We start from the raw sequence: 12,290 nt of genomic DNA on the forward strand, positions 1-12,290 counted from the left end.
CTAGACTTGTTCTCTTGTTTAGAGTGGTGCAAATATACGACTTATTCTTTAATCTCCAAATTTTTTTCTAAAAAATCTCCCACTACAAAGTTGCTTCCGCCGATAAAAATCATTTCTTCATTTGTACATCGTTCTTTTGCAGCTAGATACGCTTCCTGTACGGAATCAAAAATTTTATAAAAAATTTTCGCCTCCTGAAGCAGATTTTCGTAATCTTCCGGATGTCTTCCCCTGTTGATGGATGGTTTTGCAAAATAAAACTCAGAATTTTCAGGAAGTAATTTCATCACATCATCTATTTTTTTGTCATTCACAAATCCCAAAATAACATGCTTGTGTCTGTTAATTGAATTTAATTGTGAAAAAACATACTCCAAACCTGCCTGATTGTGTCCTGTGTCACAAATTGTAAGCGGATTATCTGAAAATTCAAACCAGCGTCCGATGAATCCTGTATTCTGATGAACATGAAGCAATCCGTTTTCAAGGGCTTCGTCAGAAATATTGACTTTCAGTTTTTTTAATTCTTCAATTGCTGCTAATACAACTCTGATATTTTTCTTCTGATAATTTCCCTTCAGATCAGATTCCAGATTTGTATTAATAAGTGTAGCATCTATAAAAGGAGCGTTTTCTTTAAGGGCTTTTTCCCGGATGATATTTTTAACTGATTCATTTTCGTCACCTGAAATAATCGGGATATTGTGCTTAATAATGCCTGCTTTCTCCGTTGCTATTTCTTTGATGGTGTCTCCAAGAATATTCTGATGATCCAGCTGAACATTCGTAATAGCAGAAACTAAAGGATTGATAATATTGGTTGAGTCAAGTCTTCCTCCCAGCCCAACTTCAATGATCGCAAAATCTACCTGCTGCTGGTAAAAATACTCAAAAGCCATTATTGTGGTGAATTCAAAAAATGAAGGACGGATATCTTCCGGAATCGTTTTTAATTTTTGAATAAAATCAAAGACAAATTCTTTATTACAGTTTTTTCCATTCACCTTTATTCGCTCCGTGAAGTCTATAAGGTGTGGAGAATTGTATAACCCGGTTTTATAACCAGCCTCCTGAAGAACCGATGCCAGCATATTGCTTGAAGAACCTTTTCCATTAGTACCGCCAATGTGAATACATTTTATTTTATCCTGAGGATTTCCAAAAAAAGCACAAAGCTTTGTAATGTTATCAAGCCCAGGTTTATAAGCCTTCTGTCCATCTATCTGATAGTTGGGCATCTGTACGAAAAGCCAGTCGATAGCTTCCTGATATTGTTCATTTGTCATGATGCAAAATTCCCAAAAGTTTTTTTAAAATAAAATATAATTTTTCAATCTGTAACTTTTTTATATTTAATTCGTCTAATATTGAAAAATCTTAATATGAAATCGCTGTGATTTACATGGTATACTACTCATGAAGGCAACACGATTCCATATGACCATTAAAAACAAATAAACATATACAATATGAAAAAAGTTTGGATCATCGTTTTTGGATTAGGTTATCTGGGTTTAAGCGCTCAGAAGAAATGGTCCTTAAAAGAATGTGTAAGCTATGCAGTGGAGCATAATCTTCAGGTTATCCAAAATCAGTATAACAAACAAAACCAGGAATACAACCTTAAAGCGGCCCAAAAAGAATATTTACCTTCCCTATCTGGAAGTGTGACGAGTGGGGTGAGTTTCGGACAAGGATCATTAGGAGCCGGAAGTTTTAGAAACGATAGGTTCAATAACAGTGTTGGTCTGGGAGCCGATGTTTTGGTGTATAATAATGGGAGGTTAGAAAAAAATATAAGAAAAGCTCAGTTTGATGTGGAAGCCAGTCAATATGATATTGAAACCATTAAAAATGATATTTCTCTTCAGATTGCTCAGCAATATCTGACCACTTTGTTGAATAAAGAGATTGTTAAAATCTCTCAGAGTGCCGTGGATAATGCGCAGAAACAGTTTGACAGAGCTAAAATTACAACTCAGGTTGGAACAACAGCCCAGACGGTTCTGGCAGAGGCTGAAGCTGCACTGGCAAGAGAAAAACAAAATCTTAAAACTGCAGAAGTAAACGTTGGCCGTGCTTTATTTGCCATTGTTCAGCTTTTACAGCTTTCAGATTATAAGGGGTTTGATGTGGAAGATGTGAATATTCCTGAAAAACTTGATTTACAACTTACTAGCGCAGATGAAGTGCTTACAACTGCATATGAAATACAACCTCAGATCAAAGCAGCGGAAAGCCGTATAAGATCTGCCGAAGCACAAACTGAGGTAAGCAAAACAGCATACTGGCCTACATTAACAGCGAGCGCTGGTCTTAATACTTTCTATAACAGACAATTTGATCCTATGCCAGGTACTGTGCAGGGAACTTTTTTTGAACAATATAAAGATCAGTTTGGTCAAAACGTAGGGCTGTCACTTAATATTCCTATCTTCAATAAAGGGAAAACAAAACTTCAGGTAGAACAGTCTAAAATAAATGAAAGTTTAGCCAAGAATTCCTTGGAACAACAGAAACAGACTGTAAGACAAAACGTACAGAAAGCTCAGTTTGATGCTGACGCCAATTATGAAACCTATCTGTCAGCAGTAGAAGCAGAAAAAAGCTCGAAACTAGCTCTTGGTTTTGCTGATAAAAGTTATACTGCCGGAAGAACAACCATTTATGACGTCAACGTGGCGAGAAATAATTATGCAAATGCACAGGGATCAGTAGCGCAGGCAAAATATAATTATCTTTTTAGTCTTAAACTATTGAATTTCTATGCAGGAATTCCATTAAGTTTGTAAAATGCCAATCAAATCATTAGAAAAATACTTACCTCAAAATACGCTTAAATATTTAAGAATCTGGTTTTTAGATTATTATATACATATAAAAGTCACAAGAAACAGAAATTCAAAACTGGGAGATTATAGAAAGCTTCCGGACAATTCTCATGAAATTACGGTAAATTCTACCCTTACTCCACAACTTTTTTTCTTTGTACTGACTCATGAGCTCGCCCATCTGATTGCTTTCGAAAAATATGGACGAAGAATTTCTCCCCATGGCAACGAATGGAAAGAAACTTTCAGAAATATGCTCCTGGAAAGTCTTGAGATTTATGATGAAGAACTCAAACCTATCATCATAAAATTTTCAAAATCACCCAAAGCCAATTTCATGGCAAGCCCTGATCTGGTAAGATATTTCCATACTGAGAAACAGGATGATACTCTGCAATTTATCGAGGAACTTAAAAAGGGAGAATTTTTTATCTATCGCAACGAAAAGTATTTATTAGAAGGTCTGGTTAAAAAAAACTATCTTTGTAAGAACCTGGCTACTGGAAGGAAGTATTCTTTCAAGCCTTTAGCGAGGGTAGAAAAATGTAGCTAAGAATGTTAAAATCAGATAGATACTGCGTTATAATGGCGGGGGGAATCGGAAGCCGGTTCTGGCCTATGAGCACGCAGAAATTTCCAAAACAGTTTCAGGATATTTTAGGAACCGGGCGTACCATGATTCAGCAGACCTATGACCGAATCAGCAAGATAATTCCTAAAGAGCAGATATTCGTGATTACGAATAAAGAATATGTTCCTGTTTCCCATCAGCAGCTTCCGGAAATTCCTGAAGAGAATATTGTGGGTGAGCCGTTGATGAAGAATACAGCAGCTTGTAATCTGTATATGGCTAACAAAATTGCTGAGATTAATCCGGATGCAACCATGATTGTATTGCCGGCAGATCATCTGATCCTTAAAGAGGACGTATTTCTGGAAAAAGTGGAGCTGGCATTTGAGGTAGCTTCACAGCATGATTATCTGGTAACATTAGGGATAACTCCAACAAGACCTGACACAGGCTATGGCTATATTCAGTTTGTAGAAAAAAAAGGATCAGAATATTTTAAAGTGAAAACATTCACGGAAAAACCTATTCTTGAAATTGCCCAAAGCTTTTTGGAAAGTGGTGATTTCCTTTGGAATGCAGGAATTTTTGTATGGAATGTGAAAAGCATTCACCATGCTTTTGATCTTTATCTTCCTGAGATGATGCAGCATTTTATGGCTTGTGAGTACAACTCCGAAAAAGAAAACAACTGTATTGAAACCATCTATCCGAAGGTTCAGAAAATCTCCATTGATAACGGGATTTTAGAGAAGGCAAAGAATGTTTACGTGATTCCTTCAGACTTAGGATGGAGTGATCTTGGTACATGGACTTCCGTATATGAAAATACAGAAAAAGATAAAAACGGAAACGCTGTAAAACTGAAACATTTACTTTCTTATAATTCAAAAGGGAATATCATCCGTTTAAAGAACAATAACAAGGCAGTAATTATTGACGGCCTTGAAAACTACATTGTTGTAGATACAGATAAAGCGCTTCTTATCTGCCCTCGGGATAATGATCAGCTCATTAAAGATTATGTTCTTGACTTAAAAAACTTTAAGAAGGGCGAGAAGTTTATGTAAAATTTGGTATATTTTCTGCTGATTTTTAAATTATGATTAAAACTGCAACCCGATTTACAATTCTTACATTTTTACTTTTGGGAGTCTTAGGATTTGCCCAGGAGAAGAAAAAGTTTTCAAGCATTCCTGCTATTTTGCAGCAGATCAATCCCGGTAATAGGGTAGATTCATGGGTGTTGGTATACAACAGCTATGGGAAAGGACAGGAAATAAAGATTTCGGGTAAGGTAGACTATACTCCTCAATTCTCAGGATTCAATCTTTTCCCTAGTGAAGACAGTTTTTATTATATCGCTTATTCGGAAGGAGGTAAAGTAAATTACGTTACGGATGTCGAAGGATTGAAGAAGTTTGTAGATAGAATTGATAATGCTCAGGAAGCAGCTATTGTATTAGCTGCTGACGGATATATGGTAGATGAGGAGTTTAAGGACCTTGCTGGTAATTATCATGAAGATAAGTCGAATTACTATCTGGACCTTGGAAAACTAACCTCAAAAGAATGTCCATACCAGAAAACACATTATACAGTTACAGTCAATAAATCTACTGGTGCTGTAAGCAATGTCAAAGACAATGGAACTTATATTGAGCTTTACAATAAAAAATGTGCTAATAACCCGAGACTTTTAAAAATCGAAAAAAAAGAAGAACCAAAGAAAGATGAGCCCAAAAAAACACCCAAGCGCAAATAATACCTATGAGACTGAGCGATTAATCCTTCGCCCTATGTCCCGTGAAGACAAAGATTTTGTCTTTGAACTTTATAACAGACCCAAATTTATTCAACATATCGGCAACCGCAATGTAAATTCCATTGAAGATGCTGAAAATTATATCCTCAACAGATTTGCTCCACAGATTGAAAGACTGGGATTTGGAAACTATCTTTTAGTAACCAAAGAAGGAAATGAAAAAGTAGGTGCAGTAGGAATCTTCGAAAGGGAAGGGCTTGATATTGTGGATATCGGATATTCTTTATTGGAAGAGTTTGAAGGCAAAGGATATGCTTATGAAGCAGCTCAGAAAGTGAAATCTATTGGGATGGATGATTTTGGATTAACAAAAATATCTGCCATCATTTCAAAAGATAATATTTCTTCCCAAAAACTGATTGAAAAACTAGGGCTGAGGTTTAAAAAACATGTTATACTTCCTGGTGAAACAGAAGAATTAAATTACTACGAAACAGAATAAAAACATAAAAAAGCTTTCACAAATAACGTATAGATTGTACATCATGTTATTTGTGAATGCTTTTGTGATATTTGTGTTTAACAAAGAATTATCCTTCCAGAATCTGCTCCGCAGCAGTCTTTGAAGTTACTTTTTCAATCACTCTTGTACAAACTCCATTTTCATCAAAAATAAAAGTGGTTCTTACAATTCCCATATACGTTTTTCCAAACGTTTTTTTCTCCTGCCATACTCCGAATTTTTCGATAATATCTCGCTTTTCATCTGCGATAAGATCATAAGGGAATGCAAATTTGCTATGGAAATTTTTCTGCTTTTTTACCGTGTCTCCACTTACTCCCAGTAATTGAAATCCTGCTTTTTCAAGCTTAGAATAATTATCGCTCAGGTTGCAGGCTTCCACTGTACAGGTTGGTGTACTCGCTTGAGGATAGAAGAAAACGACCAGCTTTTTTCCAATTAATTTTGATGAGGTTACTGTTTCTCCGTCTTGATTGAATCCTTCAAATTCAGGTAATTTATCTCCAACTTTCAGCATAATGATTTAATTTTGTTCAAATTTAAGGCATACATGACAAAAAAACAAAGAGCTGAGCTCGTTCAGATAGAACTGGAAAAATTATATCCCACTACACCTATTCCGTTAGATCATACCGATCCCTATACATTGATGGTTGCTGTAGCGCTTTCTGCGCAGACTACAGACAAAAAAGTTAATCAGGTTACGCCTGATCTTTTTGCCGTGGCAGGAACTCCCCAAAGAATGGCCAAACTGGAAGAATTTGAAATCAAAGAGCTGATCAAAGAAATCGGACTTTCCAATACAAAGGCTAAAAACCTGAAGAGAATGGCAGAACTTCTGCTGGAAAGACATAATGGTATTGTTCCACAGACTTATGAGGAATTAGAAGCACTTCCTGGAGTAGGGCACAAGACGGCTTCTGTTGTTATGAGCCAGGGATTTGGATTTCCTGCTTTTCCGGTAGATACACACATTCATCGTCTGATGACACAATGGAAACTTACCTCCGGAAAAAATGTGGTGGAAACAGAGCGTGATGCTAAGAATTTATTCCCTGAAGAAGTATGGAACAAACTTCACCTTCAGATCATTTTCTATGGAAGAGAATATTCTCCGGCAAGAGGAAAAGGAGAGAAGGATTTTATTACGAAAATGATGTTTGAGAAATAAGGATTAACATTTTTTAAGATTATTTAAGCTGTTTTCGGCTTTTAATATCAGTATATGAACACCATTTCTTGGTGTTTTTTTTTATCTCATAAATTGCTTTTTGGCTTTTTTTTTCACCAATAAAGGATATTTATAAATTTTCACCAAAAAATCTCTATTTTATGAATTTAACTTTATCTGTTTGATTTATAGTATCATTTGGAGACAATAATGGATCTTTCAAAATTTTCTTTGCTGTAAATAATTACAGAGGTATTGTATTTCAATAAAAAGAGATATATTTGGATCAGTACCATGAAGACCCAAAATGAAAAAAGTTAATCTTTTCGTTTTATTTGTAGTTTTATTTTCCTGTGCTTGTAAAGGGCAGGTTCATCGTTTTTATTATGAACTTACCTATAAACCCTCTATCAAAAATAAGACGATAAAGACCGATATATTCTATTTGGACAGTCTTGATAAAAGATCTGTATTCATTCGAAAAGAGAAGTGGGAATCTGATTCTCTTTTTACATCACAATCCCCGGTTTTATCATTAGGAACAATGAATTTTAAGGTAATAAAAGATCTTGGTAATTCATCTGTTATTCTGAAAGATGATTTATTTATAGGTATTATTTCCTATAAAGAATATCCTGATCTTCATTGGAAGCTTTTACCTGAAAAAAGAAATATCGAAACGCTTCAAGTACAAAAAGCAGAAACCCATTATGGAGGAAGGTCTTGGATAGCTTGGTTTACTCAGGATATTCCGGTTTTTGATGGACCTTATGTTTTTATGGGGCTTCCTGGATTGATCATAGAGCTAAGAGATGATGCTAACGAGTATCAGTGGAAATTTAAAGGGAGCAGAAAAAATGTCAGGGCTACATTGCAAACAGAATCAGTAATGGATGATGTTGTAATGTCAAAAGAAGCCTATATAAAAAGTAAAGAAAACTTCATAAATGACCCTCTGCCAATTTTGATGCAAAGCATGACAGATGTTAGTAAAAGTTCCGAAATCATGAATAAAATGCACCAACAGGCAGAATCAATAAAAAAATATTATCAGGACAACGATAATACTATTGAAAGATAGTATAAACAAACCAACTATAACCATGGAATTAAGAAAAGAAATTAACGCTGTGTTTTTATATCTGAAATCAATTGATGTAAAGATTGATAAGAATGATTACATCTATCAGGTAGAATCACATCCAGAGACTCCAAGTCTTTTGGCTTTCAGTGATGCTCTCAGCTTTTTTGGTATTCCAAATGGTGCTTTTACAATTGAATTCCAGGATTTTGATCATTTACCGGATACTTTTCTTACCATATTGGATGTAGGAAACGGACATTTGATTTTATCATATATAGAAAAAAAAGGACAAAATATTTTATATACTGATCATGAAGGGGTTCAGAAAAGTATTTCCCTCACTGAAATGGAGAATGTATGGACCGGAGCAGTACTTGCAGCTGAAAATAATGGGGAAATTACAAAATCATCTAATTCTTTTTATGCCAAATTGTTACCGACGTTGATCATTTGCGCTGTCTTTTTGATATTGTTTTTTATTGGAGGATGGTTTTTAAGTGGCTTTGGATTCATTACAATGATAGGATTGTTTTTTTCTTTCGAAGCTATAAAAACAGAATTAGGTTTTGAATCCGGTTTTTCTGCTCAGCTTTGTGATGGCAGTGAAAAGTCAAGCTGCAGTCAGATTATCAATTCTGAAAAAGGAAAGATTGCAGGTTTCAAATTAAGTGATCTCAGTATTTTTCTTTTTGGAACTCAGCTTTTATCATTGGTAGTGCTCAATCAGGATTTTCTCAATAACTATTATTTTCTCATTGGAGTTTCTCTGCTGGCATGCATTCCATTTACTTTATATTCTATTTATTTCCAAATGAAAGTAGAGAAAAAATGGTGTCCGATATGCTTGAGTATTATTGGGGTAATTTATGCACAACTCATTTATCTGATGTTTAATATGACAGGGATTTTGAGTAAAGTAAACATTGATTTTACAACGATTTCTCTCCTGGCTGCAGTCGCTGCTGCTTTTGCCGGAGCCTATTTCTTTGTTAAAAAAGCACTTATAGGCTATGGTAAACTAAAGAAAGATACTGAATTTGATTCCCGATATATCAGACATTATCCTTATTTTAAAAATATACTGACGAGCACAGAACCTCTCCATTTAAAGGCTGAGCCAATCTTGTTGGGAAATCCAAATGCGCCTGTTACAATTACTTTTATTACAAGCCCTTTGTGCGGATACTGTAGAGAAGCGCATGATTTTTTACAAAGAATTTATAATCAATATAAAAATCAGGTCAACATCAAAATCAGATTTAATATGACAGGAGTCGTAACAGCTGAAGTAGAAGAGATGCTGATTCAGCTCCTGAACATTTATCAAACAAAAGGCGAAGATAAATTTATTGAAGCTCTTCATGACTGGTATAGTCACAGACAGGCAGAGAAATGGTTGAAAAAATATAGTACTACTCTTGATAACAGAACCTTTCTACTGAATAAACTGGTTTCTGTTTCTTATGAAAATTTACAGAATAACCTTTTTTTCACACCGCATTACTTTATCAACGACTATGCATTTCCTGTAAGACTTAATAAAAAGTATATGGAAGTATTTATGCCGGATCTTATTGAGGATGAATGGAATGAACAGCTTGATTCTGTAGAAGAATTGGAGGTTGAATACCGATAAAAGAAGAAAATTATTATAATAATTATACAAAGAGGAAGCCGAAAATCTAAAGAGTAGGCAAACAAATTAAAACAAATTTCTATGAAAAAATTACAAAAGCTGAGCTTAAATGCCATGAAAAACGAAATGAGCAGAAACGAAATGAGAGTTATTAAAGCTGGTTCAGCAGGTGAGCCAGGAACTTGTAACTGTAATTCACAGTACTGCTATATGAATGGTATGAGAGCTGTATGTGGTGGTGGATGGCCAGCAAAATGCTGCTAATCAGTCAAAAATAACTTATATTTTTTCTGTAATTGCAATTTTGCAATTACAGAATTTTTTTAACCTATGAATACACCAAGTTTAGTTTTAATTACCTGCTGGTACGGCAAATATCCCTGGTATATGCCGTATTACCTGCATTCTTGTGCTTTTAATCCAAGTGTAGATTTTGTGATTATAACTGATAATACAGAGGAGGTAAAAAATGTACCCTCAAACGTGAAAATAGTCCATAAAAATCTGGAAGATATCATCTACGATACATCTAATAGACTTGGATTTCCAATCAACATAGATTATCCTTATAAGCTATGTGATTTTAAGCCAGCGTACGGTTTTATGTTTCCGGAGCTTATACAAGGATATGATTTCTGGGGGCACTGCGATCTTGATCTTATTTATGGAGATATAAGAGCTTTTTTTACCAATGAATTTCTCGACAGTTATGATTATATCAGTGTAAGAGACGATTATACCACCGGATGCTTTGGCTTGTACAGGAACAATGAATTACTGAATACATTCTTTAAAAGAAGTAAAGACTATAAAAAGGTATTTTCTATGCCGGATCACTTTTGTTTTGATGAATGCAATTTTGTTTGGGACGATCTCGCAGAAGGGATTCCTATTTTCGAAATTGAAACAGAGATTGAAAGTTTTACCCATATCATGAAACATGCTGAAAGAGATGAAATTCTCAGAACCCATTTTGATTTTATTCTGATGGAAGGTTATACCGGAAGAGTAAAATTTGATAACGGTAAGATAATTTACAAAAACAAATATGAGGCAATTATGTTTCATATGTTTTGGCTTAAAAAAGTATACAACCCCGAAAAAGTACCTGCAAAAATCCCAAACAGGTATAATGTAAGCCCCACTAGAATTTATTGGTAATTACTGTACTACTAATTAAAAAAAATACTATGAAAAAATTACAAAAAATGAGTCTCAATGTTATGAAAAATAACATGAACAGGAACGAAATGAGAGTTATTAAGGCCGGATCTGGGCCAGGTGTTTGTGGCTGTCAATCTCTACACTGCACTGTGAAGGGTTACGCATTAGCATATTGCAACCCTGGTGGATATTTATGTTGCTAATTTATTTTGAAAACTTATAAAAAGAGAGAATATTAGACTGTTCTCTCTTTTTTATTCATTAGCATAAATTGTTTGTACTTTTTTTGATAGATACCAAGAGTAAGATCTGCTGTTTTAAAATATTCTTCAATATTCCCATTGACATTATTTTCTTCTGTAATATCAGAATATCCGAAATCTTTCTGAACAGAGATAAAAGGGTATAATACCATTTTATGGGCCGTAAGCTGTGATAAAAAGTTATCTGCAGTATCTTCCGGGCCAAAATCAGCATTGAGTATCTGATCAAAAAAACGACTATAAATCACCATAAACTGGGTACACCAGAAATGATTGATCCAAAATCTGTTTTCCGTAACAGGAACAACAAACCTAAAGCCTCCTCCGATACCTCCGGCAAGAATATCTGCTCCCTGTTCATTAGATTCTATGATATGCTCCATCAATACATCTCTATCATAATGTTCTGTGAAAATATGATCATCTTCTACGATAATAATTACATCATCTTCGTTTTCAATAGCAATGCTTACCGTTTTTTTTATGCTTTCCCACAATCCTATATTTCCTTTTTCATGAATACATGCTTCTACAATATGGCAATCAAATTCAGGTTTTCCCTCAAACTCTTTTAAAATACTTTCCCTTCTGTCTTCTCTATGTTTCAGATTAATAATGTATGTAGGGATCATGATGTCTGAAAAATGATTAAGGCTCATAAGTGTAATATTTTTTTATTTGGGAAAGTTCATCCAGAAGATCTTCAGGATTGTCATCCAGATTCTGGAAATCAATAGTATTTTCGAAGGATTGAAAATTCCCATCATTATTATAATGAGAAATAAAAGGATGCATGACAAAAACATCTTCCAGATTTGACGATAAGAAAACATCAAGTGGCAATGGAACTGTAGAATTCTCATGTAAGAAAAGAGGAAATGTTTTTTTGAAAATGATTAGGAATTGCGATCCCTTAAAACCATCCACCCAAAAAATATGATCCGTTGCTTCTATTGTCTTTTCGAAGCTTAATAGACCTCCCAATAATAGGTTTCCTCCAATTTTTTTTACTTTATCAATACAACTTTCAAGGTATTCTTGTGAAAAATTTGAACAGAACTGATGTTGAGAAGTGGAAATAATGATATGCTCTTCTTCATAGTTCTTTTTTATTATATTCTTCAGTTCTCCTGTGATGCAGAGAGGTTCGTCAGTGAAAATAAATTCTGGTGCAAAATGCCTTTCTTCATATTGTTGCAAATCAACAGGTGATTTTTCAGAATACGAAGAGAAAACAAAAATTTTCTTCATAAATGATTAGTTTTTCAAGGTAAATTAGTTTTGT

14 protein-coding genes are annotated in these 12,290 nt (G+C 34.5%); 10 read left to right on the forward strand and 4 right to left on the reverse strand.

Annotated elements, in window-relative coordinates; translation table 11 throughout:
* Positions 1-41 precede the first annotated feature (41 nt).
* Positions 42-1,286: a bifunctional folylpolyglutamate synthase/dihydrofolate synthase gene (locus ACKTTZ_RS08350; RefSeq protein WP_407848316.1), complete on the reverse strand. Its 1,245-nt coding sequence runs from the start codon at positions 1,284-1,286 to the stop codon at positions 42-44.
* Positions 1,287-1,469: 183 nt separating this feature from the next.
* Between ACKTTZ_RS08350 and ACKTTZ_RS08355 the strand changes: the two genes are divergently transcribed.
* From ACKTTZ_RS08355 to ACKTTZ_RS08375, 5 genes are read left to right on the forward strand one after another with little or no spacing between them, the layout of a single operon-like run.
* On the forward strand, positions 1,470-2,792 hold the full coding sequence (locus ACKTTZ_RS08355) for a TolC family protein (RefSeq protein WP_407848318.1): 1,323 nt from the start codon (positions 1,470-1,472) through the stop codon (positions 2,790-2,792).
* Between the two features lies 1 nt (position 2,793).
* A complete protein-coding gene (locus ACKTTZ_RS08360) occupies positions 2,794-3,384 on the forward strand; it encodes a SprT-like domain-containing protein (RefSeq protein ID WP_407848320.1) in 591 nt (196 codons plus the stop codon).
* A 2-nt stretch (positions 3,385-3,386) separates the two neighbouring features.
* Positions 3,387-4,469 carry a mannose-1-phosphate guanylyltransferase gene (locus ACKTTZ_RS08365; protein WP_407848322.1) on the forward strand — a complete coding sequence of 361 codons (1,083 nt, stop codon included), beginning with the start codon at positions 3,387-3,389 and terminating at the stop codon, positions 4,467-4,469.
* Between the two features lie 32 nt (positions 4,470-4,501).
* The gene (locus ACKTTZ_RS08370; RefSeq protein WP_034694129.1) at positions 4,502-5,164 is read left to right on the forward strand and encodes a hypothetical protein; all 663 of its coding nucleotides are present in this window, start codon (positions 4,502-4,504) and stop codon (positions 5,162-5,164) included.
* Positions 5,133-5,666, forward strand: coding sequence for a GNAT family N-acetyltransferase (locus ACKTTZ_RS08375; protein WP_034694132.1), 534 nt, complete (start codon positions 5,133-5,135; stop codon positions 5,664-5,666). Before ACKTTZ_RS08370 ends, ACKTTZ_RS08375 begins: the two co-directional genes overlap by 32 nt.
* Positions 5,667-5,754: 88 nt before the next feature.
* Here ACKTTZ_RS08375 and bcp read toward each other — a convergent pair whose 3' ends face one another.
* Positions 5,755-6,204: a thioredoxin-dependent thiol peroxidase gene (gene bcp, locus ACKTTZ_RS08380; RefSeq protein ID WP_034694135.1), complete on the reverse strand. Its 450-nt coding sequence runs from the start codon at positions 6,202-6,204 to the stop codon at positions 5,755-5,757.
* 33 nt (positions 6,205-6,237) lie between these two features.
* Here bcp and nth point away from each other — a divergent pair, with 33 nt between their 5' ends.
* From nth to ACKTTZ_RS08405, 5 genes are all read left to right on the forward strand, one after another.
* Complete coding sequence (gene nth, locus ACKTTZ_RS08385) at positions 6,238-6,858, forward strand: endonuclease III (RefSeq protein WP_034694138.1); 621 nt, start codon at positions 6,238-6,240, stop codon at positions 6,856-6,858.
* A 307-nt stretch (positions 6,859-7,165) separates the two neighbouring features.
* On the forward strand, positions 7,166-7,939 hold the full coding sequence (locus tag ACKTTZ_RS08390) for a GLPGLI family protein (RefSeq protein ID WP_253317819.1): 774 nt from the start codon (positions 7,166-7,168) through the stop codon (positions 7,937-7,939).
* Between the two features lie 22 nt (positions 7,940-7,961).
* Positions 7,962-9,578, forward strand: coding sequence for a vitamin K epoxide reductase family protein (locus ACKTTZ_RS08395; RefSeq protein ID WP_407848326.1), 1,617 nt, complete (start codon positions 7,962-7,964; stop codon positions 9,576-9,578).
* A gap of 81 nt (positions 9,579-9,659) precedes the next feature.
* Positions 9,660-9,842 carry a TIGR04149 family rSAM-modified RiPP gene (locus ACKTTZ_RS08400; RefSeq protein ID WP_034694146.1) on the forward strand — a complete coding sequence of 61 codons (183 nt, stop codon included), beginning with the start codon at positions 9,660-9,662 and terminating at the stop codon, positions 9,840-9,842.
* Between the two features lie 66 nt (positions 9,843-9,908).
* Complete coding sequence (locus ACKTTZ_RS08405) at positions 9,909-10,739, forward strand: DUF6625 family protein (protein WP_034694149.1); 831 nt, start codon at positions 9,909-9,911, stop codon at positions 10,737-10,739.
* Between the two features lie 238 nt (positions 10,740-10,977).
* On the opposite strand, the gene ACKTTZ_RS08410 is transcribed toward ACKTTZ_RS08405, so the two are convergent.
* Together ACKTTZ_RS08410 and ACKTTZ_RS08415 are read right to left on the reverse strand one after the other, a co-directional pair.
* Entirely contained in the window at positions 10,978-11,664 is a 687-nt protein-coding gene (locus ACKTTZ_RS08410) for a hypothetical protein (RefSeq protein ID WP_034694152.1), read from the reverse strand.
* A complete protein-coding gene (locus ACKTTZ_RS08415) occupies positions 11,654-12,256 on the reverse strand; it encodes a hypothetical protein (RefSeq protein WP_034694155.1) in 603 nt (200 codons plus the stop codon). The genes ACKTTZ_RS08410 and ACKTTZ_RS08415 overlap by 11 nt, the downstream gene beginning before the upstream one ends.
* Positions 12,257-12,290 lie beyond the last annotated feature (34 nt).

This window comes from Chryseobacterium sp. KCF3-3 (assembly GCF_045865955.1).
Classification (GTDB): domain Bacteria; phylum Bacteroidota; class Bacteroidia; order Flavobacteriales; family Weeksellaceae; genus Chryseobacterium.

What these genes read in the sequence shown, in the direction of transcription:
- ACKTTZ_RS08350 (WP_407848316.1), bottom strand. Translation starts at nt 1,286, where the DNA reads ATGACAAATGAACAATATCAGGAAGCTATCGACTGGCTTTTCGTACAG.
- ACKTTZ_RS08355 (WP_407848318.1), top strand. Translation starts at nt 1,470, where the DNA reads ATGAAAAAAGTTTGGATCATCGTTTTTGGATTAGGTTATCTGGGTTTA.
- ACKTTZ_RS08360 (WP_407848320.1), top strand. Translation starts at nt 2,794, where the DNA reads ATGCCAATCAAATCATTAGAAAAATACTTACCTCAAAATACGCTTAAA.
- ACKTTZ_RS08365 (WP_407848322.1), top strand. Translation starts at nt 3,387, where the DNA reads ATGTTAAAATCAGATAGATACTGCGTTATAATGGCGGGGGGAATCGGA.
- ACKTTZ_RS08370 (WP_034694129.1), top strand. Translation starts at nt 4,502, where the DNA reads ATGATTAAAACTGCAACCCGATTTACAATTCTTACATTTTTACTTTTG.
- ACKTTZ_RS08375 (WP_034694132.1), top strand. Translation starts at nt 5,133, where the DNA reads ATGAGCCCAAAAAAACACCCAAGCGCAAATAATACCTATGAGACTGAG.
- bcp (WP_034694135.1), bottom strand. Translation starts at nt 6,204, where the DNA reads ATGCTGAAAGTTGGAGATAAATTACCTGAATTTGAAGGATTCAATCAA.
- nth (WP_034694138.1), top strand. Translation starts at nt 6,238, where the DNA reads ATGACAAAAAAACAAAGAGCTGAGCTCGTTCAGATAGAACTGGAAAAA.
- ACKTTZ_RS08390 (WP_253317819.1), top strand. Translation starts at nt 7,166, where the DNA reads ATGAAAAAAGTTAATCTTTTCGTTTTATTTGTAGTTTTATTTTCCTGT.
- ACKTTZ_RS08395 (WP_407848326.1), top strand. Translation starts at nt 7,962, where the DNA reads ATGGAATTAAGAAAAGAAATTAACGCTGTGTTTTTATATCTGAAATCA.
- ACKTTZ_RS08400 (WP_034694146.1), top strand. Translation starts at nt 9,660, where the DNA reads ATGAAAAAATTACAAAAGCTGAGCTTAAATGCCATGAAAAACGAAATG.
- ACKTTZ_RS08405 (WP_034694149.1), top strand. Translation starts at nt 9,909, where the DNA reads ATGAATACACCAAGTTTAGTTTTAATTACCTGCTGGTACGGCAAATAT.
- ACKTTZ_RS08410 (WP_034694152.1), bottom strand. Translation starts at nt 11,664, where the DNA reads ATGAGCCTTAATCATTTTTCAGACATCATGATCCCTACATACATTATT.
- ACKTTZ_RS08415 (WP_034694155.1), bottom strand. Translation starts at nt 12,256, where the DNA reads ATGAAGAAAATTTTTGTTTTCTCTTCGTATTCTGAAAAATCACCTGTT.